The following is a 24,578-nucleotide window of genomic DNA, read 5'->3' on the forward strand; positions in this document are numbered from 1 at the left end:
ACCCTCGCCCCGCCGAGCGCGACGCCCGCACACAGCCGCCCCGGGTAGTCTGGTCCGGTGGCTTCCGCTCCCCACGAGAACCCCTATTCCGCTGCCGGCGTCGACACTGCCGCCGGAGACCTCGCCGTCGAACTGATGAAGTCGGCCGTGCGCCGCACGCACGGGCCCGAAGTGCTCGGTGGCGTGGGCGGTTTCGCCGGCCTCTTCGACGCCTCGGCCCTCCGCGACTACGCCAAGCCCCTGCTCGCGACGAGCACCGACGGCGTCGGGACGAAGGTCGCGATCGCGCAGGCGATCGACAAGCACGACACCATCGGCGAAGACCTCGTCGGCATGGTCGTCGACGACATCGTCGTGGTGGGCGCGCGTCCGCTCTTCATGACCGACTACATCGCGTGCGGCAAGGTCGTGCCGCAGCGCATCGCCGACATCGTCGCGGGTATCGCGCGCGGGTGCGCGGCCACGGGCACCGCGCTCGTCGGCGGCGAGACCGCGGAGCACCCCGGCCTGCTCGGCATCGACGACTACGACGTCGCGGGAGCGGCGACCGGCGTGGTCGAGGCCGACCGCGTGCTGGGCGCGGATCGCGTGCGCAACGGAGACGTCGTGCTCGCGCTCGCCTCGAGCGGTCTGCACTCCAACGGCTACTCGCTCGTCCGCCACATCATCACCGGCGCGGGCATCGCGTACGGCTCGGCTTCCGCCGACCTCGGCGGCACGTGGGGCGAGGCGCTCCTCGAGCCCACGCGCCTGTACACCTCACCGCTGCTGCGTCTTCTCGACGACGCGGCGGTCGGTTCCGGCATCCACTCGCTCAGCCACGTCACGGGCGGCGGCATCGCGGCGAACCTCGCGCGCGTGCTGCCCCAGAACACGTGGGTCGACCTCGACCGGTCGACGTGGAGCCCCTCGCCGGTGTTCCGCGTGCTCGCTGACATCGGCGGCCTCGAGCTGACCGCGACCGAGGGCACCTGGAACCTCGGCATCGGCTTCCTCGCCGTCGTCTCGCCGGAGGTCGCGGATGTCGCGATCGCGGCGCTCACGGCCGACGGCATCGCCACGTGGCAGGTCGGTGTCGTCCGCGACGACCAGCGCCCCGACGGCGAGTACGAACAGGGCGCGAAGGGCGTCGACGGGGGCGCCGTGCGCCTGGTCGGCTCGTACGCGGATGCCGGTCACCCGGCGAACGGAGCGAAGTAACACCACATGTGCGGCATCGTCGGCATGGCCGGGCAGGGCCCGGTCAACCAGGAGATCTACGACGCGCTCCTCCTCCTCCAGCACCGGGGACAGGACTCCACGGGCATGGCCACGGCCGAGTCCAGCGGCGTCTTCCACATCCACAAGGCCCGCGGGCAGGTGCGCGAGGCGTTCCGCACCCGCGACATGCGCGCCCTCCTCGGCGACATCGGGCTGGGCCACGTGCGCTACGCGACGAAGGGCACCGCCTCCAACGAGGAAGAGGCGCAGCCCTTCTACGTCAACGCGCCGTACGGCATCGTGCTCGTCCACAACGGCAACCTGACGAACACCCGCGAACTCACGCGCGAGCTGTTCAGCAAGGACCGTCGTCACCTGAACACCAGCAGCGACACCGAGCTGCTCGTGAACATCCTCGGCTCGGAGCTGCAGTCCGAGATCACCGGACCCGACCTCGACCCCGCTCAGGTCTTCCGCGCGGTCGGTCGCGTGCACGAGCGCGTCGAGGGGTCCTACGCCTCGATCGCCCTCATCGCCGGATACGGTCTGCTCGCCTTCCGCGACCCGTTCGGCATCCGCCCGCTCATCCTCGGCAAGCGTCCCGCGCCCGAGGTGCCCGGCGGCGAGACCCGCGACGAGTACATCGTGGCATCCGAGTCGCTCGTGCTCGAGAACGCCGGCTTCGAAGTCGTCCGCGACGTCGAACCCGGCGAGGCCGTCTTCATCAGCCTCGACGGCACGCTGCACGCCCAGCAGTGCGCCGAGAAGACGATGCTCGCGCCGTGCTCGTTCGAGTACGTCTACCTCGCGCGTCCCGACTCGGTCATGAACGGCGTCTCGGTGTACGAGACGCGCCTGCGCATGGGCGAGCGCCTCGCCGACACCGTCGCGAAGTACACCCCCGCCGGATCCATCGACGTGGTCATGCCGATCCCCGATTCGGCGCGACCGGCGGCGATGCAGGTGGCCCGCAAGCTCGGTATCGAGTACCGCGAGGGCTTCTACAAGAACCGCTACGTCGGCCGGACGTTCATCATGCCCGGGCAGGCGGTGCGCAAGAAGAGCGTGCGCCAGAAGCTCAACGCCATGTCCACCGAGTTCCAGGGCAAGAACGTGCTGCTGGTCGACGACTCGATCGTGCGCGGCACGACGAGCCGCGAGATCATCCAGATGGCTCGGGATGCCGGAGCCAAGAGCGTCACGTTCGCCTCGGCCGCTCCTCCCGTGCGCTTCCCGCACGTGTACGGCATCAACATGCCATCCCGCCACGAGCTCGTCGCGCACGGCCGGACGATCCCGGAGATCGCCGAGGAGCTGGGCTGCGACTACCTCGTCTACCAGGAGGTCGACGACCTGAAGGCGGCGATCATGGAGGGCACCGATCTGGTCGACCTCGACATGAGCTGCTTCGACGGTCGTTACGTCACCGGCACCGTGTCGGAGGAGTACCTGGCCTGGGTCGAGGGTAGCCAGGAGTCTTGACTCCGCGCCGCGCGGGGATCGTCGCGCTCGCCGCGGCAGCAATCGTCCTGCTCGCGCTGACTCTGCGCATCGCCGTCGCGTCGCTGTCGCCGCTTTTGATCGTCATCGAGCGCGACTTCCCCCTCCCGGCCGCCGTCGTCGGCCTCATCGGCATGGCTCCGCCGGTCGCCTTCGCGATCTCGGGCTTCGTGACGCCCGCGATCGAGCGACGCGTGGGTCTCGAACGCCTGGTGCTCCTCGCCGCGGTCGTCGCGGCGGCCATGCTCGGGATGCGCGCGATCGCCGTCGATGCGATGACCCTGCTCGCCGCGACCGCCGGGATCTTCGCGGCGGTCGGCGTCGCCAATGTGCTGCTGCCCGCGGTGGTGAAGAAATACTTCCCCACCCGCATCGGCCTCATGACGACGATCTACACGACCACCATGGCGGTCGCCACCTTCATGCCGCCGCTCGTGGCGGTCCCGCTGGCCGAGAGCATCGGGTGGCGCGGCTCGTTCGCGCTCTGGGCGGCGGTCGCCGTCGCCGCGGTGGTGCCGTGGGTCGCGATGAGCCTGCGTGCCCGGGCGGCCCGGGCGGACGTGATCGAGCAGCCGAAGACTCTGGTGCTGTCACGTGTGGTCCGCGTGCCGCAGACGTGGGCGCTGGCGGCGACGTTCGCCGTGAACTCCTCCGTCGCCTACGGTCTCTTCGCGTGGCTGCCACCGCTGGTGATGGGCGTGGCCGGGGTGGATGCCACCGAGGCCGGCGGGCTGCTCGCCCTGTTCTCGTTCATGGGTCTGCCGGTGTCGCTCGTGGTCCCGCTGCTGGTGGTGCGCGCGCGGAGCGTCGCCCCGTTCTACGTCGTCGCCGTAGTGGGCGGGCTCGCCGGTGTCGCGGGGCTGCTCTTCGCGCCCGCGGCCGCGACGACGCTGTGGGTGGTGCTCATCGGCATCCCGCCCCTGCTGTTCCCGATGGCGCTCGTGCTCTTCGGTCTGCGGACGCGGTCGCACGACACCGCGGTCGCGCTGAGCGGGTTCGTGCAGAGCGTCGGCTACGGGATCGCCGCGCTCATGCCGCTCGCCATCGGCGTCACCCACGAGCTGACCGGCGGATGGACGGCCGGTTTGATCGTGCTCGGTGTCGTCATCGCGTGCGTGATCCCCGCGGGAATCGTCGTCTCACGCGGAGAGACGATCGAAGAAGCCTGGGAGCGCCGTCACGGCACCGCCTGGTGACAGCCGCGGACGCAGCCTGTGCAGGGCGCTGAGGCCCTACGCCTTCTCGTCTTCGTACTCGTCGGAGTACTCGTCCGCCCACTTGTCGACGTACGCGTCTTCACCCGGTTCGGGTGCGCCCAGTTCGCGCTCGAGCGCTGCGTAGTTCACCGAGTAGGTGTCGTACTTCAGCTCACGGGCGATCTTGGTGTGCTTCGCCTTCTGACGGCCACGCCCCATGCGAGACCCCCTCACGATCGACATCGCAGGCCGTGCTCAGGGCCATGCGTATTGCGGTTCCGGACCGAGCCGGTAAGAGTAACACCCAGGATATCACGGTGCCCCTCGACCCCGACCGTCGGCGGTCCGCGCGGGGGTTCACCGGCGACGAGGGGAGAACGGAATGAGCGACCACGAGCCGTCGGCGGTGGCATCCGGAGCCGTCATCGCGGGAGTCGTGCCGGGGCAATCGCCCCGCGTCGTGCACGAAGCCGCGCGGTACGCCGCACTGGCGGGCGTCGAACTGATCGTGGCGCACGTCGACACCACGCGGTTCGTCGCCTTCGAGGATCCGGACGGGTACGTGAACTCGGCGACCCTCGACGTCGCGGGCGAGGTGGCGCGGGCTGCGCTGGCCGAGGTCGAGAAGGATGCGGCGCTCGCCCTCGCGGGAAATCCCGTGACGTGGTCGGTGCGGCAGCTGATCGGCGATCCCGCGCTGTCGCTGATCCAGCTCGCCGACGAGGTGGGTGCGTCGTTGCTCGTCGTCGGTACCCGCAAGCGCGGACTGGGCGAGTCGCTCCGCGAGTTCCTGACGGGTTCGGTCGCCGCCCGGCTCTCTCACCGGCAGCACCGTCCGGTGCTGGTCGTTCCGCTGGGAGAGCCGGTCGGCGCCCACGAGGATCTGCCCTGGGAGTGAGGCGTCAGCCCTGCATCGCGCGCGCGACCGACTCGGACGCGTGACGCAGCGCCGCTTCGATCTCGTCGACTCCGGATGCCGTGAGCTCGCCGCCGCGGGCCACGTGCGACCGCAACTCCGAACGGACGCGTCCGCGGAACTCGGTGATCGCGGCATCCGCGCGGTGCAGCTGCTCGCGCGTCCGGGAGCGCGCGTCGTCGACGGGGGTCGTCTCAGCCTGCTCGCGTTCCTCACGGGACGCGGCGGCGAGATCGGCGCGGAGGCTGCGCATGGCATCCCGGACGCTCCCACGCACCTCGTCGGCGATGAGGCGCACGCTGTCGGCCAGGTCCGCCTGGATGCCCTCGAGGTCGCCCGTGCGGGCCGCGACCTCGGCGCGTCCGGCATCCGTGATCTCGTAGACGGTCTTGCGTCCGTCGACGGTCTTCGTGACGAGGCCCTCGTCCTCGAGCTTCGCAAGGCGCGGGTAGATCGTTCCGGCCGAGGGGGAGTAGGTGCCTCCCGTGCGGTCGGACAGGGCCTGCATGAGGTCGTATCCGTGGCGCGGGGCCTCGTCGAGGAGGCTCAGGATGTACAGGCGCAGACCGCCGTGCGAGAAGACCGGGCTCATCACCACTCCTCCTCTCCGGCGAGTTCCTCGGGGCGGAGTCCCGAGATGCCGCGGCGCAGCACCGTGATCTCTCCCGAGACCGTGTTGGCGCGCACGTCGACGAACGACCCGGCGAGGGTGCCGGTCGAACCCGTGTAGTTGGTGGGGCCCGAGCCCGAGCGGACGTGTCCGTCGATCTGCACGCGCCCGCTCACCGAGCGGGAGACGTAGTTGGCGGGAAGGCCGCGGTCGAGGCGGATGGTGGCCGCGCCGTTGACGGAGTTGAGCGCGATCGACTGCACGGGGCCGGTGGAGTCCACGAGCATCGCTCCCGAGACCGTATCGATCGACGCCTTCGTCACGGCGCCGGTGACGGTGACGTCGCCGGAGACGCTGTTGGCGCTGAGTGCCCCCTCGAGCTCACGCACCTGCACGTCGCCCGAGACCGCGTTCGCGCTCACGTCGCCGACCAGGCCGTCGACGATGATGTCGCCGGACACGGTGTTGAGCCGGGCATCGGTGCGCAGACCCGAGACGAGGGCGCTCGCGCTCACGACGCCGAGGGTGAGGGCGACCGAGCGCGGCACGGCCACGCTCACTTCGGCCTTGGGGCCGCCGGCGCCGAAGTTGCGGAACACCTCGAGGAAGTTGTCCCAGCGCAGCTGCGGGTGGTCGATCTCGAGGCGGCCGTCGGTCATCTCGATGCGAAGGTCTTTGACCGTGACGCCGTGCACCTCGATCCGCGCGCCGGGCTCGTCGTGGGCGATCACGTCGATCTGGCCGCCGACGAGGCCGATCTTCAGCTCGCGCACGTCTTCGAGGTCGATGACGCGCGTCTCGCCGGGGTGGACGATCCATTTCTCCATGGCGGGCTCCTCTCTCGCGATATATCGCGTTCGAGAACAGTATCGAGATATATCGCGTTTTCGTCAAGCGCCGGGTGTGATCGGCGCGCGTCGTGCCCGGGGCGGGGTGAGGGAAGGAGATGTGACGACGGGAGGAGGCTCGGCCCCGGACCGTCCTCCGCCGGTCCCTCGTCCTCCGCTCGTCCCCGCCGATCGCTTCGCTCCGACCCCCGGAACGACGGATGCCACGCGCTCGATGAGCACGTGGCATCCGGGGCGGGAGAACCGCCGGAGGGGAGGTGACGCGCACCCGAAACGCGTCGACCTCTCAGGGGGTCAAACGGGCTTGCGTCCGCTGATCAGGCGGAACAACAGCACGATGAGGGCGATGAGGCCGACGATGATCGCGACCCACAGGAGGAAGCTCGCGGCCTGGCTCATCCCGCTCACGATGGCGATGACGATCGCGGCCACGATGATGATAATGAGGAAGATGTTCATGGGGGGCTCCTTGCTGTTCACCGCGTCACGACGCGGCACCCTGGCGAGTGGTTCTTCAACCGTGTCACTCGGTCAGCGGATCGGGAGGGGGTTGACGCGCCTGGGAAAACGCTGTTAGCCGGGCTCGCGCGGGGGAAGGGGAGGGCGCGGGCGATCGCGGGCGCGGTGTCAACCCCGAGGAGGTCCGCCTCGCGGTGGTCGTAGCGTCGGTGGTCCGACGGAAGGAGACGATCATGCCCCAGGGGCGAGGATCCAACAGTCTGAAAGACCCGGAACTCTACGAGGAACTGCGCAAGCAGGGCGACTCGAAAGAGAAGGCTGCGCGCATCTCGAACGCGGCCGCGGCCCAGGGTCGCGGCAAGGTCGGCGAGAAGGGCGGACACGCCGAGAACTACGAGGACCGGACGGTCGACGAGCTGAAGAAGCGCGCGAAAGAGCTCGGCATCACGGGCTACTCGGGCAAGAAGAAGGCGGAGCTGATCGACATGCTCCGCAACCACTGACCCGATGCCGCGGCTCATCCGCGTCCGGCCCTACGAGGACCCCGGGTTCCGCCGCGTGCGCTCGGGGTCGGGCTATCGCTTCGTGGACCATACGGGTGCCCCGGTGCCTGAGCGCGAAGCCGAACGCGCGCGGAGCCTCGTCATCCCGCCGGCCTGGCGGGAGGTGTGGATCGCGACACAGCCCAACGCGCACATCCAGGCCGTGGGAACCGACGAGGCCGGGAGGCGCCAGTACACCTATCACGCCGACTGGTCGAAGCGGCAGGACAAGGGCAAGTTCGCCCGTGCGCTGCAGCTCGCCGAGGCGCTGCCGCGAGCCCGGGCCCGGGTGACGCAATCGCTGCGCCGGAGCGACATCGACCGGGAGCGGGTGCTGGCGGTGTCGTTCCGCTTCCTCGACCTCGTCGCTCCGCGCGTGGGGAACGCGCGGTACTTCGTCACGAACGGCAGCCGCGGCCTGACCACTCTCCAACGCAGGGATGCCACGGTCGAGGGCGACCTCATCCGGCTCTCGTTCCCCGCGAAGAGCGGCAAGCGCGCCGACCTTCGCGTTCACGATGCGGAACTGGCATCCCTCGTCGAAGAACTCGCGCTCGGCCGCTCGCGCGCCGCTCTCCTCAGCTACAAGCGGGGGCGGCGGCGCGTGCCGCTCACCCCCGGCGATGTCAACGCCTATGTCCGCTCCCTCACCGGCGGACCGTTCAGCGCGAAGGACTTCCGCACGCTGCGCGGCACGATCCTCGCGGCGGAGTCGCTCGCGAAAGTCGGGGCCACGGGTGGCAAGAACGAACGCAAGAAGGCCGAGGTCGCTGCGGTTCGTGCGACCGCCGAGGCGCTCGGCAACACGCCCGCGGTGGCGCGGTCGAGCTACATCGACCCCCGCGTCTTCTCGCTGTACCGCAAGGGGCGCACGATGGAGCTCGGCGGGTCCAAGGATGCCGCGATCAGGCGGTTGATCCTCGGGGAGTGACCGCGTCGACGGTGATCGCGTCGACGATGTCGGGGAGCGCCGGGACGGGCACCACCACGACGTCCTGGATCTTCCAGTCGAGGGCGACGCATCCCTGCCGGGCACTGTCGACGTCGGCGAGCGCGACCTTCCGGCGACGGGGGACGACGAACGCCTCGATGTGGAACACGTGCCCCTCGTCTCGCACGCGGCTACCGGCCTCCCGTACCCACGGGAGCCCCGCGAGGTATTGGTCCACCCGGTCCACGAGAGGGTGCGGGTGGGCGTCGTCGAAGGTCGTCGCGCGCGCGTCCATCAGGTCGACGACGGCGGCGCGCAGGTTGCTGATGCCGTCGTGGACGATGCTCCCGGCGATGAAGATCGCCGCCGCGGCATCCATCCACCACAGGCCCACGCCGATCCCCAGGACACCCACGATGGTGCCGACGGAGGTCATCCAGTCGGCCTTGTTCATGTCGGCGTCGGCGTAGAGCACCTTGTCGTGCAGCTCGCGAGCGAGCCCGAGCTTCATCCGGCCGACGATGACCGGCGGGATGCCCGTGACCGCCATCACCGCGACCATCAACCAGCCGAGCCAGATCGTGACACCGAAAAGGTTCACGGTGCCGATCGTGGGGTGCTCTGCGGTGAGCAGGCCGATGCCGGAGTCGACGATGAGGAAGAGGCCCATCGCGGTCAGGGCGACAGCGGCGACGAGGTGGCCGATCGCGACCGAGCGATGGAAGCCGTAGGGGTGACGGACGGTGGGTCGGCGCCGCGCCAGACGCACGGCGATGAGGAACGCGATCGGGGGGATGAACGAGAGCAGGTCCTCGGTCCAGGCCGCCTTCATCGCCTGCGAGTTGCCGAGGACGAGGAAGACGAGGGTGGCGGTCACCGCCAGGAACGCGAGCGTGATCCACTCGAGGTGGATCGCGCGGCGCAGGACCCGGGCCTGCCGCTCGGGGAGCTCGGTATGGCCGAAGCGCGCGATCATCCCCCGACCCCCTCGGTGGCGGCTTCGTCGGTCAAGAAGGTCTCGAGCCGCGAGACGAAGGCGTTCTCGCCGAGCGGGACGAGCATGACGAGCTTCGCGGCCGACCCGTCGTCGAGGGTGACCTCACCGTAGGGACGCGTCATCCCGGCCCGCTCCGTCCACGGGGTCTCGTCGGTCACGCCGCCGGCGACGACGTCGAGATCGCCGTTCTCGAGGCCGCGGACGAGCGCCTCCTCGGAGCCGACGGTCCAGTCGACCTCGGCATCCATCGAGGCGGCGAAGTCGGTGAGGGCGTCGACCTCGCTCCCGCTCGGCAGGTCGCCGTCGATGCGCACGAAGTCGCCGTTGGGGGAGATGCCGGCGTGCAGGACTCCCCCCTCGACGCGGTCGAGGGTGCCCTGCGGGTCGGTAGGGATCCGGATGCCGCAGCCCGCGAGCAAGAGGACGCTCAGCGCCGCGGCGACGACGGCCGCGGGTCTCGATCTGGGCATGACTCCGCCTTCCGTTGAGTGGACGCCCGGATTCTGCTCCGTCCGGGGCCGGCGCGTCGCGGGGGTTGCGCGCGCCCCGTCTCCCGCCCTCGCGCCCTGCCCCCGTGCCGCGCTCCCTCGCCGCGTTCCCGGGCGTTGAGTGTCCAAGACACGCCGCAATGCGATGACCGGTTACGGCGTGTTTTGGACACTCGACGGGGCTTCGGGCGGGCGCGCGCTCCGGCGCCGGTGCGGGAGAGCGGCGTAGGGTGGCGCGGTGAGCATGTGGCGCGATGTCGTCCTCGTCGCGGTGGGCGGCGCGATCGGCACCGCCGCGCGCGCCGGGCTCACCCTCGCCCTGGGGGACGACCTCGGGCCCGCTCTCGTTCCCCTCATCAACGTGGTCGGGGCGTTCGCGATCGGCGTCGTGTTCGGTTTCCGAGCCCGGATGCCGGAGTCCTCGCGCGCGCAGCGAGCGCAACTGTTCCTCGGCACCGGGGTCCTCGGCGGCTTCACGACCTACAGCGCGCTCGCCGTCGAGTCCGCCGACCTCGCCCAGCTGTGGTGGGGCGCCGCGACCGTGCTCGTGGGGACCGCGGCGGCATGGGCCGGCGTGGTTCTCGGGCGCGGGCGTCTTCGGTCGCGCTGAGCGGCGCGGCGCACTCGTCTGCGGTGCGCGTGACCTCGGGCTGCTTGTCCGCGCGGAGAGAAAATGGTACAAATGTGCCACTTACTCCGCGCGGGCCGTCCGTGCGGTGACCCGACCCGGAGGCTCGATGATGACCGCCGCCCCTCAGATCGTCACGCTCGGCGCACACGTGCTCGACACGATCGTGCAACCCGTCGACGAGATCCCCGAGGGACAGGGGTCCCTCCTCGTCGATGAGATCGTCATGTCGGCGGCCGGCCCCGCGGGTGGGACCGCGCTGGTCCTCGCGAAGCTCGGCGCCCGCGTCGTCACGAGCGGCTCTGTCGGCGATGACGTGACCGGGCGGGTGCTGGCCCAGCTCCTCGCTGACGAGGGGATCGACGTCGGCAACCTCCGCGTGGGCGACCTCCCCACCTCGGCTTCGGTGCTCCCGATCCGCTCGGACGGGTCGCGCCCCGCCCTCCACGTGGTCGGCGCGAACGCCCTCGCGGCCGACGTCGTGCCGTGGGACGCGCTCGCCGCGGCCGACCACGTCCACGTCGGCGCGCCCGAGCTGCTCGGTCCCGAGAACGTCATCGAGATCCTCGACTACGCGCGCGACCACGGTGCCACGACCTCGCTGGACTTCCTCATCGGCGGCGAGCAGGCCTTCTACGCGCTGATCGAGCCTCTTCTCTCGCACACCGACTACGTGCTCCCCAACGCCGAGCAGGCGCTCGGCTGGACCGAGGCCGCCGACCTGCACGCGGCCGCGCACGCCCTGGCCGCAGCGGGCGCGCGCGTGGTCGCGATCACCGACGGGGGCCGAGACATCGTGCTCGTCGAGGGCGGGGAGCTCCGCGAGATCCCGATCGTCCCAGCCGAGCCGGTCGACACGAGCGGGGGCGGCGACGCGTTCTCCGCCGGCTTCGTGTTCGCGAAGCTGCAGGGACGGTCCTCCGCCGACGCGGCGCGGTTCGGCTCGGCCACGGCCGCGCAGGTGGTGGCCGGGGTCGGAACCTCGTTCGGCACCTATGACGCGGCATCCATCGACGCTCTTCTGGCGACGGTGCCCCGGTGACGGACGCACGCACGGGCGCGGCCGACGCGGCCCCGACCCCTGACGCGGCGCAGCCCGCCGCAGCACAGCCCGCCGCAGCGCAGCCCACCGGGGCACAGCCTGACGCGGCACAGTCCGCGGCGGCACCCGCGGACGACGCCCGCGAGCGCGTCGCGGCCGTGTGCCGCGCGCTCGCCGCCGACGGGCTGGTGAAGGGAACGGCGGGAAACGTCAGTGTGCGCGTCGACGACGGGATCGCGATCACCGCGACCGGTGTGGTCTTCGCCGAGGCGGTGGCCGATGACGTCGTGATCGTCGGGGAGGACCGGCACCTCGTGCTCGGCCACCTCGCGCCCAGCTCGGAGCTCGACCTGCACTTCGCCGCCTACGCCGACGACGCGGTGGGCGCCGTCGTGCACACGCACGCTCCGGCTGCCATCGCCGTGTCGCTCGTTTCGGACCGTCTGCCCTGCGTGCACTACCAGCAGCTCACCCTCGGCGGCGAGATCGAGGTCGTCCCGTTCTCGGTGTTCGGCTCGCCGGAGCTCGCCGAGACCACGGGCGACGCGCTCTCGAGCGCGAACGCCGTGATCCTCGCGCACCACGGCGCGGTCACGACCGGGCGCGACCTCGCCGACGCCGTCGCCCACACCGCACTGCTGGAGTGGGCGTGCGACATCTACCTGCGCGCCCGCGCCGCGGGCGACCCCGCGGAACTGAGCCCGGAGCAGCAGGCCGACGTGGTCGCCGCGGCGGTCGCCACCGGCTACGGCCAGAAGCACGAGGCGTGAGATGACGTTCGACTCCCTGAGTCCGCTCGACGGTCGTGTCGTCGGGACGTTCCCCGTGCACGACGGCGACGACGTCGGTGCGGCCGTGGCCCGCGCTCGTCAAGGCGCGCGCGGATGGCGGATCCAGGGGTTCCGCGGCAGGCGCCGCGTCCTCGACGCGTGGCGGCGCGACATCGTCGCGCACCTCGACGAGCTGATCGCCGTCGTGCGCGCCGAGACCGGCAAGCCCGTCGGCGACGCGCGGCTCGAGATCATGCTCGCCCTCGATCACCTCTCGTGGGCGGCCGGGCATGCCGAACGCACCCTCCGCCGCCGCCGCGTGCGCGCGGGCCTGCTCATGCTGAATCAGTCCGCGAGCCTCGGGTATCTCCCGTACGGCGTGGTCGGGGTGATCGGACCCTGGAACTACCCGGTGTTCACTCCGATGGGCTCCCTCGCGTACGCGCTCGCCGCGGGCAACGCGGTCGTGTTCAAGCCGAGCGAGTACACCCCCGCGGTGGGCGACTGGCTGCGCCGCTCTTTCGTGCGGGCCGGGGGCGCGCCCGAGGTCTTCGAGATCGTGACCGGCTTCGGTGACACGGGTGCGGCGCTGTGCCGGGCGGGCGTCGACAAGGTCGCCTTCACCGGTTCGACCGCGACCGGCAAGCGGGTCATGGCCGCGTGCGCCGAGACCCTCACCCCGGTCGTGATCGAGGCGGGCGGCAAAGACGCCCTGCTCGTGGACGCGGATGCCGACATCGAGGCCGCGGCCGATGCGGCGGTGTGGGGCGCGTACTCGAACGCCGGTCAGACCTGCATCGGCATCGAGCGCGTCTACGCGCACACGCTCGTCTACGACCGCGTCGTGCACGCCATCTCGGAGCGCGTGCGCGAGCTGCGCGCGGGCACCGACGACGCGGCGCGGTTGGGTCCGCTCACGATGCCCCGTCAGGCCGATGTCGTGCGCGAGCACATCGCCGATGCGCTCGCATCCGGCGGCGTCCTCCGTGAGGGCGCTCTCGTCGAGACCGGGCAGACGCTCGCGCCGGTCCTCCTGGTCGACGTCCCCGAGTCGTCGTCGGCGGTGCGCGAAGAGACGTTCGGCCCGACGCTCGTCGTCAACCGCGTGGCATCCATGGACGAAGCCGTCGCGAAGGCGAACGCCGTGCGGTACGGGCTGTCCGGTGCGGTGTTCTCGCGGCGACGGGGGCGCGCACTGGCCGAGCGCCTGCGCGGAGGCATGATCGCGATCAACTCGGTCATCTCGTTCGCCGCGGTGCCGTCGCTGCCGTTCGGCGGTGTCGGCGACTCCGGCTTCGGGCGGATCCACGGGGCCGACGGTCTGCGCGAGTTCGCCTACGCGAAGGCGATCACGCGTCAGCGCTTCCGACTCCTCACCCTCACGACGATGCGGCGCACGCCCCGGGTGGACGCGCTCGTGCAGCGGATCATCCGCCTGCTGTACGGGTGAGGACTCGGCGCACAGCGCCCTCCGCGCGCCCCGAGCCTCAGCGCACCGACCGCACCCGCATGACGGCGACGGCCCCGAGGAGCCCGGTCACGCCGCTGGCGATGAACAGCCCCGGGAAGCCCCCGAAGAGCACCACGGCCCCGGCCCCGAGAAGGGGCCCGAACGCCTGCGGTCCGGCCATGGCGATGTTCATGATGCCGACGTCCTTGCCGCGCGTCTCGGCCGAGGGGAGCACCTGCGTCGCGAGAGCCTGGTCGACCGCGAAGAAGCAGCCCTGCCCGAGCCCGAGAAGCACGGCTCCCACGATCGCCGTGCTCTCGGCCGGGGCGACGGCGAGCAGGAGGGCGGCGACCGCCTGCGCGGTCCCGGATGCCAGGACGAACACCCGCCGTCGCCCCAGCACGTCGCTGAGCTTGCCGAGAGCGATGGACGCCCCGATCGTGACCACCATGTAGATCACCGTCGTGAACACGAGGAACCCGGTGGGGTCGGCGACGCCGAGCGCGAAGGTGAAGAAGTACAGCAGCATCGTGGTCGCGATCGCGTTGCCGAGGTTGATGAGCACGCGACTCGTCACGGTCCAGGCGAAGTCCGGGTGCAGGCGCGGATCCACCCAGATGGATGCCAGCACCGACCGCGCCGTGAGCGGCCCGAGCCGGGCGGCATCCGACGCGCTCAACGGTGCATCGCGCAGCACGACGACGAACGGCACGGCGAGGACCACGGCGCAGACCGCGAGCGCGAGGTAACCCGACGGAATGGTCGTGAACACCGCGGTCACCAGCACGATGCCGAGCAGGATGCCGAGGGCGTTCGGCGCCGAGATCCACCCCGACACCAGTCCGCGTTGGCCCTCGGGCACCTGATCGGCCATCACGGCGGTGAGAGCCGCCGAGGCCATGCAGAACCCGAGCATGACGACGGTCCACATCACGATCGTGCCGACGGTCTCGGTCTGGATGCCGAGGAGCGCGAGACCGGCAGCGGCCGTCAGCGACCCGCCGAGGATCCACGGTCGCCGCCTCCCGAAGCGCGATCGCGTGCGATCGCTGAGCGCTCCGACGATCGGATAGGCGACCACGACGAACGCTCCGGCGACGGCGCTGACGAGGCCGTAGGAGACGAGAGAGGTGAGCCACTCGTCCGAGGCGTGCTGCGCCGCGATCTGCAGGGGGAGGAGCACCTGGACGGGCACGAGCTGAGCCATCCACAGGCCGAGCCATGCTCCGGCGAACGCGGCGATCCAGCCCGCGTGCACCGGGCGGGTGGGTTCGGCGTAGGCGGCGACCGGAGCGGTCTGCTCCTCGGCGGTCACCGGCGTGCGCCCTCGGCGTGCGCCGAGACGCGCGACAGAGCCCACGTGCCCGCGGCGCTCACGGCATCCCGGGCGTCCTTCAGCGCTCCGCAGGCGTTGAAGAAGCCGTGGATCTGACCCGTGTGGTTCACGAGGGTCGTGTCGACCCCGGCCTCCTCGAGGCGCTGGGCGTACGCGATGCCCTCGTCGCGCAGCACGTCGAAGCCCGAGACGGCGACGTAGGCCGGGGCGAGGCCGCCGAGGTCTTCGGCGAGGAGAGGCGACACGAGCGGATCGTCGGCTCGTCCGCCGCCTCGGAGGTAGTGGGCGGCGTACCAGTCCATCTGCGCCTCGGTGAGGAAGAAGCCGTCGGCGAACAGCTCGTACGAGCGGTGTTTGCGCGAGAGGTCGGTGACGGGGCAGAACAGGATCTGGAACGCGGGCGCGCCCTCGTCGTCATCGCGTGTGACGATCGAGGTGACCGCCGCCACGTTGCCGCCGGCGCTCTCCCCTCCGACCCCGACGGTCGCCGCCGTCCCGCCGTGACGCGCAGCGGTGTCGCGCACCCACCGGAAGGCGTCGATGCAGTCCTCGAGCCCCTCGGGGAACGGGTTTTCGGGAGCCAGGCGGTACCCGACCGAGACCACCGTCATTCCGGTGCTCTTCGCGAGCGTGCGGCAGGTGGCATCCGCGCTGTCGACCGAGCCGAGCACCCACCCGCCGCCGTGGAAGTACACGATCGTGCCGGGGGACGGTCGGTCGAGCCGGGCCCGGTAGACGCGTCCGGGAACGCCGCCCCCGCGCGTCGGGATCGTGATGTCCTCGCGTTGCGCGAGGCGGGTGGTGCCGGCGAACGTCCACGCCTCGAGCTCGATGTGGCCGCGCGCCTCGTCGAGGGGAAGGCGTTCGAAGTGGGCCCCGGGGGAGTCGTTCATCACCCGGAGCGAGGTCTGCACCGCGGGGTGAAGGGTGTTGCCGTCGATGACGACGGGGCTGCCGTTCACCGAGCGGAGGACCGCGGGCGGCATCGAGCCCAGAGCGCGGGCACCCCAGCGGAGGAGGTGGTCCTGGGGGCGGGGACGGATCATCGAGGAACCCTTCTGTCGATCACGGCGATGGGATCGACTATCGGGTTACTTTATTGCACAGAAGTACCGTTTTCTGTATCCGTCGTGTGAATTCAGCGCGGACCGTGCAACTGGCTCCGTCTAAACATGTACATTTGTGCCAATTAGTCGCCCGAGCGATCCTCGCTCAGCGACGACGTCGTGGCAAGGGTCACGAACCCGACGATGGCGGCACGCAGAGCGTGCGCCAGCGACTGGAACTGGACCTCCTCAGAACGGGCGATGCGATGCAGGGCGAAACCGTCGATCAGGGCGACGACCGCGGCGGCGGCGTGCGGGTCGGTCACGCCGTTGCTGCGCAGGACCGCCGCCGCCAACGCCCGCGTCTCGTCGAGGATGCGTTCGACGTGCTCCCGGAGGGCCGGGTGGCGCGAGGCGAACAGGTAGATCTCGAACTGCGCGACCGTGTTCTCCTGCGACTGGTTGCGCACGATCTCGACGAACTCGTCGATCGCCGCGCCCGGGTGGTTCCCGCCGGTCTCCAGCAGCGAGCGGAACTGCTGCAGACGATCCATCTCGGCGGCCATCGCGTGCGCGACGGCCTCGCCGATCATGTCGTCGAGGGAGTCGAAGAAGTACGTCGTCGACGAGTGCGGCACCCCCGCCGCCGCGGCCACCGCGCGGTGCGTGACGGCCGCGATCCCGCCCTCCGCGATGATGCGGAGCGTCGCGTCCAGCAGCAGCTCGCGTCGCGCGCGGCCGCGGGCTCGCATCGATCGACTCGTCGTCTCGCTCACGCTGCCCTCCTCGCCGACCGCGCCGGTCGGTGCCACACCAGAAACGGAGCAAGCCTATGACCGCTTCCTCGAACGTCGCGGATCGCGCCCCTCGCGCCGACGTCGACGTGATCGTCGTCGGTGCGGGTCTCTCGGGCCTGACCGCTGCCCATCGCCTGCGCCAGTTCGGGTCGACCGTGGCGGTGTTCGAAGCCGCCTCCCGCGTCGGGGGACGCGTGTCGTCGGCCGAGGTCGACGGCGTCCACGTCGACCTCGGCGGTACCTTCGTGGGCCCGGGCCAGGACCGCATCCTCGCGCTGGCCGAGGAGGTGGGGGTCTCGCGCTATCCGACCTACTCCGCCGGTCGCAACGTGATCCGCTGGCGCGGCGAGCACCGGCGCTACCGGGGCACCGTGCCGCCCGTGGGGGCGAACCTCCTCGACGTCGGCCGCATCCAGCTCACCCTCGACCGCCTGGCGCGGACCGTTCCGTGCGGTGACCCGGCCGCGGCCGCGCACGCGACGGAGTGGGATGCCGAGAGCCTGGGGTCGTGGCTGCGCCGCTCGCGCGCCTCGGCGGCGGCCCGCGACCTCATCGCCATCGCGGGCCGGACGACGTGGGGGTGCGAGCCCGACGAACTCTCTTTCCTGCACGCCCTGCACTACATCCACCAGGCCGGCGGACTGTCGTCGATGCTCGACACCGAGGGCGGCGCGCAGGAGGAGCACTTCGTCGAGGGGTCGCACGAGATCGCGGTGCGCCTCGCCGCGCAGCTCGGTCCGGCCCTCCGGCTGAGCGCGCCGGTGCGGTCGATCGAGGTCACCGACGAGGGTGTGCGCGTCTCGACCGCCGACGAACGTGTCACGGCGCGCACCGTCGTGGTTGCCGTCCCTCCGTCGCAGCGCGGGCGGATCGACTTCTCGCCCGCCCTGCCGCCCGTTCATACGCAGATGGCGCAGCGCTGGCCCGCCGGAGTGCTGTCGAAGGCGTACGCGATCTACGAGCGTCCGTTCTGGCGCGACAGCGATCTGTCGGGCCAGGGGCTCTCCGACACCGGACCGGTGTTCATCACCTTCGACGCGAGCCCCGCGCGCTCCGACGGTCCCGGCGTGCTGCTCGGATTCATCGGCGGCGTCTACGCCCGCGAGTGGGACGAGCTTCCCGAGCCCGAGCGGCGGGCGCGCGCGCTGTCGTCGCTCGCCGATCTCTTCGGCCCGCGGGCTCTGGATGCCGTCGGCTACATCGACCAGCGCTGGGGGGCCGAGCCGTGGGTCGGCGGAGGACCCACGGCCGCCCCGGGGCCGGGGGCCGTGGTGCCCTATGCCGCCGCGGTCGGTGCTCCCGTCGGTCCTATCCTCTGGGCGGGAACCGAGACCGCGGAGCGGTGGACCGGGTTCATGGATGGTGCCGTCCGCGCCGGTGAACGAGCCGCCCTCCAGGCGCGCAACATCCTCGCCTCTTCTTCGACCGATCACGAGCAGACGGGAGCCGCCCGATGACCTGGCGCCGCGAGTACACCCACCTGACCACCGCCACCGCGGAGGCCGTGTGGAAGAGATGGACGACCCCCGAGGACTGGGCGATCGACGATCCCGATCTGTGCGAGGCGACCTTCGCGACGCCGCCGCGCGTCGGCGCGACCGGGCGCGTCGTCAACCACGGGACGCCCGCGCAACGGTTCACCTTCACCGAGCTGCAGCCCGGGGTCGCGATGAACTTCCGTATCGGTCTGCCGGGCGCGGTGCTGTCGTTCCCCCACCGGATGCGCGAGACCCCCCACGGGCTGTCGGTGACGCACGCGGTGGAGATCACCGGGCCCCTCGCCGCGGTGTTCGGGCCGCTGGTGGGGCGCAAGATCGCGGCGGGGCTGCCCGCCGTCGTGCGACTCGTCACGACGAACGCGCTCGCCGACACGGCCGCGGAGGGCTGAGCCCGTGTCGATGGCGATGAAGCTCACGGCGGCGGCGATGTGGATCAACGCCACGAGCATCCGCCGGGCGCTCGCCCGAGACGACTACCTCTCGACGCTGTCACCCGACCGCCGCCCCGTCGATCCGCCGGCGCGGCTGCGCCGCTCGGGCCGCGTCGTCGTGACGAGACCCGGCGGGCTCCCCGTCGTCCGCTACGAACCGGCGACGCGCACGCCGGGCGTCGAGCTGATGTACCTGCCGGGTGGGGGACTCGTGAACCCGCTCGTCGCCGAGCACTGGTGGATCATCGAACGCCTCGCGCGGAGCACGGGAGCGGCGATCACCGTGGTGAACTATCCGCTCGCTCCGGAGCATGACGCCGAGGAGACCGCGGCCTTCGTCGATGCCGAATACGCGCGTCTGGTCCGCCGCGCGGGCTCGTCGAGGCTCCTCGTGGCGGGGGACTCGGCGGGCGGGACGGTCGCCCTCGGGCTCGCATCCCGCGCCGAGCGCCGCCCCGACGCTCTCGTGCTCTTCTCGCCCTGGCTCGACCTCGAGCTCGGTAACCCCGCGATCGCGCGCCGCGTGCGACGCGACCCGTCCCTGCGCGTGCCGGGGCTGCGCGCGGGTGCGGTCGCGTGGGCGCGCGGCCGGTCGCTCCGGGATGCCGCGCTCAACCCGATTCGCGCCGATCTGGCGGGCCTGCCGCCGACGGTGATCTTCCAGGGCGGCCGCGACATCTTCTTCGACGACGCGGTGTCGTTCGCCGCGCGGGCGCGCGAGGCGGGTTCCGCGGTGCGGCTGGAAACGGCCCCCGACGGCTTCCACGTCTACGTCGGCGCGTTCTGGACGCCGGAGGCCCGTGCCGCCTTCGCGCTGACCGGCGAGATCGCGCGGAATCCTTCCCGAATCCTGACATAGCTGTACATATGTGCAAAAATCTCGACAGGGTGACGACGGAGCACCCGGATCAGGAGACACGATGGCCGCTCGATACGACCTCGCGAAAGTGAAGCTCGGCAAGCTCATGACCGACCCGGATGCCGAGGCGATCATCCTCGACGTCATCCCCGACCTGAAGAAGAGCCCGACCTACCTCGTGGCGAAGACGCTCACCGCGAGCGCGGCCCTGCAGCTGGCGGCCGCTCAGATCGGCGCGGAGAAGGCGGCCGAGCTGCGTCGCCGGGTCGAAGCGCTCGAGGCCTGATCGCCGCGTAGATTGACGGGCGTGACCCCGCTCGTCTTCGCCGCCGTCGCCCTCGCGGGCGGAATCGGTGCGGCGGCGCGGTACCTGCTCGATGTCGCCATCCGTCGGCGGACGGGCGAGAGCTTCCCGTGGGGCATCCTCGTCGTCAACCTCTCGGGGGCGCTGGTGCTCGGCATCCTGAGTCGTCTTCCCGCGGACGAGGCGTGGCGGTGGATCGTGGGGACGGGGCTGCTGGGCGGCTACACGACGTTCAGCGCTGTCGCGGTGGCGACTGCGCTGTTCGCCGAAGAGGGGCGGACGCGGACGGCGACGATCTACGCGGTGGCGTCGTTCGTCGGTTCGGTGCTCGCCGCGCTCGCCGGTCTGGCCATCGGCTCGCTGCTCTGACCCGGCCTCGCCCCCGGGGGTGCGTGGGATACTGGGCGTCGATACATCTTTGTATCGAATCGTGATCCCGAGAGGTCCTTCGTGTCGTATCTGGCCGTCCTGAGCCTGAAGAACCGCGCCCTGATCGCCCTTGTCACGATCGTCGCGGCGATCTTCGGCGGGCTCGCGCTGACGAACCTGAAGCAGGAGCTGATCCCCTCGATCCAGTTCCCGCAGCTCGCGGTCGTCACGACATACCCCGGCGCCTCTCCCGAGGTGGTCGAAGCCGACGTGTCGACACCGATCGAGAACGCGATCCGCGGCGTGGACGGGCTCGAGTCCACGACGGCCACCAGCACGACGAACTCGTCGATCGTCTCGGCGTCCTTCACCTACGGCACCGATCTCGCCTCGGCGCAGCAGAAGATCCTGGCCGCGATCGCGCGCATCAAGGACCAGCTCCCCGAGTCGGCCGACACCACCGTCGCGTCGGCGAGCATCGACGACTTCCCGGTCATCCAGCTCGCCGTCACCGGCTTCAGCGACGCCGAGGCCGTCCAGTCCACGTTGCAGACGAGCATCATCCCCGACCTCGAAGATGTGGAGGGCGTCAACGGCGCGCAGATCGTCGGCGGAACGGGCCAGCGGGTCACCATCACCCCCGACGCGGGCAAGCTCGCGGAGCGCGGGTACACGCAGCAGTCGATCACCGACGCCCTCGACGCGAACGGCGTGCTCTTCCCGGGCGGATCGATCACCGAGGGCGATCAGACCCTGACCGTCCAGACGGGCGTGAAGCTCACCAGCGTCGACGAGATCGCCGCTCTTCCCCTCGTTCCCTCCGATGCCGCGCAGTTCCGCGCCGGCGCCACGACGATCGCCGACGTCGCCAGTGTCGCTCTCGGGGCCGACCCCACCACGACCCTGTCGCGCGTCGACGGCAAGCCCGCCCTGACGATCGCCGTCACGAAGCTCCCGGCCGCCAACACCGTCGACGTGTCGCGCGGAGTGCTCGCCGCCCTCCCGGGGTTGGAGTCCACGCTCGGCGACGGCGCCACCTTCACGGTCGTCTTCGATCAGGCCCCCTTCGTGGAGCAGTCGATCGAGGCGCTCGCCCAGGAGGGTCTGCTCGGGCTCGTCTTCGCCGTCGTCGTCATCCTCATCTTCCTGATGTCGGTGCGCTCGACCCTCGTCACGGCGATCTCGATCCCGACGAGCGTGCTGATCACCTTCGTCGGACTCCAGGCGTTCGGCTACTCGCTGAACATCCTGACGCTCGGTGCTCTCACCATCGCGATCGGTCGCGTCGTCGACGACTCGATCGTGGTGATCGAGAACATCAAGAGGCACTACGTCGGCGACGCCGAGAAGATCCCCACCATCGTCCGCGCGGTGCGCGAAGTGGCGGCCGCGATCACGGCATCCACGATCACCTCGGTCGCGGTGTTCCTCCCGATCGCGTTCGTCGGCGACGTGACCGGCGAGCTGTTCCGTCCCTTCTCCCTCACCGTCACGATCGCGATGGCCGCTTCGCTGCTGGTGTCGCTGACGATCGTGCCGGTGCTGGCGTCGTGGTTCCTCAAGCCGGGCAAGGTCATCCGGGATGCCGAGGGCAACCCGATCGACCCCGAGGCCCCCGACGCGCCGCCCTCGCGTCTGCAGAAGGGGTACGTGCCCATCCTCCGGTGGACGCTGAAGCACTCCTGGGTCACGCTCACCGTGGCCGTGCTGGTGCTCGGCGGAACCCTCGCCGCTGTGCCCCTGCTCAAGACCGACTTCCTCGGGGACTCGGGCCAGAACACCTTCACCGTGACCCAGAAGATCGGGTCCGCTCCGAGCCTGGATGCCGAAGACGCCGCCGCGCAGAAGGTCGAGGCCGTGCTCCTCGACACCCCCGGTGTCGAGACCGTGCAGACCTCGATCGGATCCAGCGGATCGGCCCTCCGGGACGCGTTCTCGGGCGGCGGCTCGGGCATCACCTACTCCATCACCTCGCAGGCGGGCGTCGATCAGGTCGACCTCCGCGAGCGCGTGCGCACCGAGCTCGAGGGGATCACGGATGCCGGCGAGATCGAGGTCGCCGCCTCGGGCGGCGGCCTGGGGTCCACCGACATCACCGTCGACGTGACCGCCGCCGACGGCCAGTCCCTCCAGGCGGCGAACGACGCCGTCGTCGCGGGCCTGCAGGGCAAGGACGGCATCGGGCAGGTCACGAGCAGCCTCTCCGCGTCGCTGCCGTTCGTCTCGGTACGTGTCGATCGCGCGGCCGCGGCCGAACGCGGGCTGTCGGAGCGGACGGTCGGTGCGCTCGTGTCCAACACGATGCAGCCGCGCCAGGCCGGCACCGTAGAGATCAACGGCCGCGGCGTGACGGTGTACGTCGCCGCGGAGAACCCGCCCGCGACGGTCGACGCGCTGCGCGCCCTCGAGATCCCGAGCGCGGGCGGGACCGTACGCCTCGACGAGATCGCCACGGTCGAGCAGAGCCAGACGCCCCCGTCGATCACGACCGCCCGGGGCCTGCGCACCGCGACGGTGACCGTCACCCCGACGACCGATGACCTGGGCAGCTCTTCGTCGAGCGTGAACGCGGCGCTCGCCGACGTGCAGCTCCCGGAGGGGGCGACGGCGAAGGTCGGTGGCGCGGTCACCGATCAGCAGGATGCCTTCGGGCAGCTGGGTCTCGCCCTGCTGGCCGCGATCCTCATCGTCTACGTCGTCATGGTGGCGACCTTCAAGTCGCTCCGCCAGCCGCTCGAACTGCTGGTGTCGGTGCCGTTCGCCGCGACCGGAGCGATCCTCCTGCTGCTGGTGACCGGGGTGCCCCTGGGGGTGGCCGGGATGATCGGTGCCCTGATGCTCGTCGGCATCGTCGTGACCAACGCGATCGTGCTCATCGACCTCGTGAACCAGTACCGCGCGCGGGGACTCAGCGTCTACGAGGCCACGATCGTCGGTGGCTCACGACGTCTTCGCCCGATTCTGATGACCGCGCTCGCCGCGATCTTCGCCCTCGTACCGATGGCGCTGGGCATCACCGGGCACGGGGGGTTCATCTCGCAGCCGCTGGCCGTCGTGGTGATCGGCGGGCTGGTGTCGTCGACCTTCTTGACGCTGCTGGTGCTGCCGACGCTGTACAACCTCGTCGAGGGAGCGCGGGAGCGACGCGTCGCACGGCGTGCGGCGCGCGAGACGCCTGAGCCCGCCGCGCCGGAGGTCGTTGCAGAGGACGGACACCCGCTGAGCCGACGCGAGCTGCGCGACCGGCACTGACGGCGCCGACCGCGCGAGCGGCGGATCGCGCCGCGGTGACTGAGCGTGTCGAAGCCGCCGCGCGCGTGTCCGGTCCCTTCGACGCGCTCAGGGGCCTGTGGCCGGTGCTGCCGGCGCCAAGGGTCGCGAGGCGCGTCACCGGGCGACGCGCCGACGACAGGCGTCGTGCCGCCCGGCGGGCCGACGTCGCGGGGAAGGTGGGTTCTGCCTCGGTGGCGGCCGCGGGCGTCGCCTCCGGCCGGACGCCGGCCTGAGCGAGAGCGTGCGTGAACACGCCGGACCACCCGAACATCGCGGCGAACGCGATCACCTCGAACAGCGCGAGATTGATCGTCGCGGTGACGAAGAGCCATGCGCCCGCGAACAGGAACACGAAGACGAGGGCTGTCGAGATCGCCAGGCGCCGGTGCAGACGGTGCAGCAGCACGGGCGTGGTGATGAGCAGTGCGGCGAAGCCGAGGACCATCATGCCGGCGACCTTGTCGTGCAGGTCCTTGTTGGTGTTGAGGGGAACGCAGCCCACGAGCGCGAGGTTCACGCCGATCACGGAGAGGCAGATCAGGGCGACGGTCGCGGCTCCCCGGCGGCCCGCACGTGAACCGAGCCGGCGAAGGTCGAGGCGGACCCGGAAGGCGTAGACGACGACGAGAGCGCCCCCGACCTTCAGCGTGGTGTTGAAGAACGCGCCGGACACATCGTGGAAGGTGCCGAGCTGACTGAAGTGCAGCTGCCACCAGAGCGGATCGGTCGTCGTGATGATCGAGGCGAGGATCCCGCCCACGAGCACGACCAGGACCAACGCCGCTACGTGCATCGTCGAAAGGGCGCTCACGCTCCGCGCCAGAGTGCGCGACGCCGTCAGCGCCTCACGGGAGACGATGCGGAAGGAGGGGGAGGAAACGGTTGGTCGGACCGCGAGGCTCATTTTCGGGTGCTTTCCCTGAGGCGTGGACCGAAAGCCCCCCAGCACCGCGAGACCCTCGGCCCCCGTCGGCTAATCGGGTAAAGCCGAGAATCGAATTCCTTCGGTCCCCGGCGTCGACGGAGACCGTCAGCAGAATGCTAACTTTTCTTTCGCCTGGAGGGGAAATGTCTTTCGCAGAAATAC

Annotated in this window: 25 protein-coding genes and 1 pseudogene; 16 read left to right on the forward strand and 10 right to left on the reverse strand. The window is 70.9% G+C overall.

All coding sequences use genetic code 11. The features are described 5' to 3' along the window. Positions 1 to 57 precede the first annotated feature (57 nt). Genes purM through NS283_RS14040 form a run of 3 tightly spaced genes read left to right on the forward strand, consistent with a single transcriptional unit; the run spans position 58 to position 3,896 of the window. A complete protein-coding gene (purM, locus tag NS283_RS14030) occupies positions 58 to 1,200 on the forward strand; it encodes a phosphoribosylformylglycinamidine cyclo-ligase (protein ID WP_058597479.1) in 1,143 nt (380 codons plus the stop codon). A 6-nt stretch (positions 1,201 to 1,206) separates the two neighbouring features. Further along, positions 1,207 to 2,682 (forward strand): amidophosphoribosyltransferase, encoded by a 1,476-nt coding sequence (purF, locus tag NS283_RS14035; protein WP_058597480.1) that lies wholly within the window; start codon positions 1,207 to 1,209, stop codon positions 2,680 to 2,682. Further along, positions 2,679 to 3,896, forward strand: a complete 1,218-nt coding sequence (locus NS283_RS14040) for an MFS transporter (RefSeq protein WP_058597481.1) — start codon at positions 2,679 to 2,681, stop codon at positions 3,894 to 3,896. Before purF ends, NS283_RS14040 begins: the two co-directional genes overlap by 4 nt. A gap of 36 nt (positions 3,897 to 3,932) precedes the next feature. Here NS283_RS14040 and NS283_RS14045 read toward each other — a convergent pair whose 3' ends face one another. Continuing rightward, positions 3,933 to 4,115 (reverse strand): DUF3073 domain-containing protein, encoded by a 183-nt coding sequence (locus NS283_RS14045; protein ID WP_013584267.1) that lies wholly within the window; start codon positions 4,113 to 4,115, stop codon positions 3,933 to 3,935. 163 nt (positions 4,116 to 4,278) lie between these two features. Here NS283_RS14045 and NS283_RS14050 point away from each other — a divergent pair, with 163 nt between their 5' ends. Next, the gene (locus NS283_RS14050; protein ID WP_058597482.1) at positions 4,279 to 4,794 is read left to right on the forward strand and encodes a universal stress protein; all 516 of its coding nucleotides are present in this window, start codon (positions 4,279 to 4,281) and stop codon (positions 4,792 to 4,794) included. A 4-nt stretch (positions 4,795 to 4,798) separates the two neighbouring features. Here NS283_RS14050 and NS283_RS14055 read toward each other — a convergent pair whose 3' ends face one another. The 3 genes from NS283_RS14055 to NS283_RS18975 form a co-directional block, all read right to left on the reverse strand. Beyond that, the gene (locus NS283_RS14055; RefSeq protein ID WP_058597505.1) at positions 4,799 to 5,404 is read right to left on the reverse strand and encodes a PadR family transcriptional regulator; all 606 of its coding nucleotides are present in this window, start codon (positions 5,402 to 5,404) and stop codon (positions 4,799 to 4,801) included. Continuing rightward, positions 5,404 to 6,249 carry a DUF4097 family beta strand repeat-containing protein gene (locus tag NS283_RS14060; protein WP_058597483.1) on the reverse strand — a complete coding sequence of 282 codons (846 nt, stop codon included), beginning with the start codon at positions 6,247 to 6,249 and terminating at the stop codon, positions 5,404 to 5,406. The genes NS283_RS14055 and NS283_RS14060 overlap by 1 nt, the downstream gene beginning before the upstream one ends. Positions 6,250 to 6,564: 315 nt before the next feature. Next, positions 6,565 to 6,729 (reverse strand): hypothetical protein, encoded by a 165-nt coding sequence (locus NS283_RS18975; RefSeq protein ID WP_013584263.1) that lies wholly within the window; start codon positions 6,727 to 6,729, stop codon positions 6,565 to 6,567. 233 nt (positions 6,730 to 6,962) lie between these two features. Here NS283_RS18975 and NS283_RS14065 point away from each other — a divergent pair, with 233 nt between their 5' ends. Both NS283_RS14065 and NS283_RS14070 read left to right on the forward strand, forming a co-directional pair. Then, positions 6,963 to 7,232, forward strand: coding sequence for a DUF7218 family protein (locus NS283_RS14065; protein ID WP_058597506.1), 270 nt, complete (start codon positions 6,963 to 6,965; stop codon positions 7,230 to 7,232). 4 nt (positions 7,233 to 7,236) lie between these two features. Then, positions 7,237 to 8,202: a DNA topoisomerase IB gene (locus tag NS283_RS14070; RefSeq protein WP_058597484.1), complete on the forward strand. Its 966-nt coding sequence runs from the start codon at positions 7,237 to 7,239 to the stop codon at positions 8,200 to 8,202. Here the strand turns inward: NS283_RS14070 and NS283_RS14075 are convergent. Then, complete coding sequence (locus NS283_RS14075) at positions 8,177 to 9,178, reverse strand: cation diffusion facilitator family transporter (RefSeq protein ID WP_058597485.1); 1,002 nt, start codon at positions 9,176 to 9,178, stop codon at positions 8,177 to 8,179. The genes NS283_RS14070 and NS283_RS14075 overlap by 26 nt on opposite strands. Then, a complete protein-coding gene (locus NS283_RS14080) occupies positions 9,175 to 9,669 on the reverse strand; it encodes a transporter substrate-binding domain-containing protein (protein ID WP_058597486.1) in 495 nt (164 codons plus the stop codon). Before NS283_RS14080 ends, NS283_RS14075 begins: the two co-directional genes overlap by 4 nt. Positions 9,670 to 9,931: 262 nt before the next feature. Here NS283_RS14080 and NS283_RS14085 point away from each other — a divergent pair, with 262 nt between their 5' ends. From NS283_RS14085 to NS283_RS14100, 4 genes are all read left to right on the forward strand, one after another. Then, entirely contained in the window at positions 9,932 to 10,297 is a 366-nt protein-coding gene (locus tag NS283_RS14085) for a fluoride efflux transporter FluC (protein WP_058597487.1), read from the forward strand. 130 nt (positions 10,298 to 10,427) lie between these two features. Continuing rightward, positions 10,428 to 11,357: a carbohydrate kinase family protein gene (locus NS283_RS14090; protein ID WP_206542561.1), complete on the forward strand. Its 930-nt coding sequence runs from the start codon at positions 10,428 to 10,430 to the stop codon at positions 11,355 to 11,357. After that, positions 11,354 to 12,127, forward strand: coding sequence for a class II aldolase/adducin family protein (locus tag NS283_RS14095; RefSeq protein WP_241492255.1), 774 nt, complete (start codon positions 11,354 to 11,356; stop codon positions 12,125 to 12,127). Before NS283_RS14090 ends, NS283_RS14095 begins: the two co-directional genes overlap by 4 nt. A gap of 1 nt (position 12,128) precedes the next feature. Further along, complete coding sequence (locus tag NS283_RS14100) at positions 12,129 to 13,577, forward strand: aldehyde dehydrogenase family protein (RefSeq protein ID WP_058597489.1); 1,449 nt, start codon at positions 12,129 to 12,131, stop codon at positions 13,575 to 13,577. A 37-nt stretch (positions 13,578 to 13,614) separates the two neighbouring features. Here NS283_RS14100 and NS283_RS14105 read toward each other — a convergent pair whose 3' ends face one another. From NS283_RS14105 to NS283_RS14115, 3 genes are all read right to left on the reverse strand, one after another. Next, positions 13,615 to 14,892, reverse strand: coding sequence for an MFS transporter (locus NS283_RS14105; protein WP_058597508.1), 1,278 nt, complete (start codon positions 14,890 to 14,892; stop codon positions 13,615 to 13,617). Then, on the reverse strand, positions 14,889 to 15,959 hold the full coding sequence (locus NS283_RS14110; protein WP_058597490.1) for an alpha/beta hydrolase: 1,071 nt from the start codon (positions 15,957 to 15,959) through the stop codon (positions 14,889 to 14,891). Before NS283_RS14110 ends, NS283_RS14105 begins: the two co-directional genes overlap by 4 nt. 143 nt (positions 15,960 to 16,102) lie before the next feature. Next, entirely contained in the window at positions 16,103 to 16,735 is a 633-nt protein-coding gene (locus NS283_RS14115; protein WP_153001365.1) for a TetR/AcrR family transcriptional regulator, read from the reverse strand. Positions 16,736 to 16,791: 56 nt separating this feature from the next. On the opposite strand from NS283_RS14115, the gene NS283_RS14120 reads away from it, so the two are divergent. From NS283_RS14120 to NS283_RS14145, 6 genes are all read left to right on the forward strand, one after another. Next, entirely contained in the window at positions 16,792 to 18,213 is a 1,422-nt protein-coding gene (locus NS283_RS14120; protein WP_058597491.1) for a flavin monoamine oxidase family protein, read from the forward strand. Beyond that, a complete protein-coding gene (locus NS283_RS14125) occupies positions 18,210 to 18,644 on the forward strand; it encodes a hypothetical protein (protein ID WP_058597492.1) in 435 nt (144 codons plus the stop codon). The genes NS283_RS14120 and NS283_RS14125 overlap by 4 nt, the downstream gene beginning before the upstream one ends. A gap of 10 nt (positions 18,645 to 18,654) precedes the next feature. Beyond that, positions 18,655 to 19,545, forward strand: a complete 891-nt coding sequence (locus NS283_RS14130; protein WP_241492256.1) for an alpha/beta hydrolase — start codon at positions 18,655 to 18,657, stop codon at positions 19,543 to 19,545. A 61-nt stretch (positions 19,546 to 19,606) separates the two neighbouring features. Continuing rightward, positions 19,607 to 19,831, forward strand: a complete 225-nt coding sequence (locus NS283_RS14135) for a hypothetical protein (protein WP_058597494.1) — start codon at positions 19,607 to 19,609, stop codon at positions 19,829 to 19,831. A gap of 21 nt (positions 19,832 to 19,852) precedes the next feature. Then, positions 19,853 to 20,218, forward strand: a complete 366-nt coding sequence (locus NS283_RS14140; RefSeq protein WP_058597495.1) for a fluoride efflux transporter FluC — start codon at positions 19,853 to 19,855, stop codon at positions 20,216 to 20,218. Between the two features lie 81 nt (positions 20,219 to 20,299). Continuing rightward, positions 20,300 to 23,470: an efflux RND transporter permease subunit gene (locus NS283_RS14145; RefSeq protein ID WP_081317434.1), complete on the forward strand. Its 3,171-nt coding sequence runs from the start codon at positions 20,300 to 20,302 to the stop codon at positions 23,468 to 23,470. Positions 23,471 to 23,747: 277 nt separating this feature from the next. On the opposite strand, the pseudogene NS283_RS19260 reads toward NS283_RS14145, so the two are convergent. Continuing rightward, positions 23,748 to 24,395, reverse strand: a pseudogene (locus NS283_RS19260) (DUF998 domain-containing protein); the annotation flags it as partial. Positions 24,396 to 24,578: the final 183 nt, after the last annotated feature.

It is taken from the genome of Microbacterium testaceum, from assembly GCF_001476285.1.
GTDB classification, from domain to species: Bacteria; Actinomycetota; Actinomycetes; order Actinomycetales; family Microbacteriaceae; genus Microbacterium; species Microbacterium testaceum_B.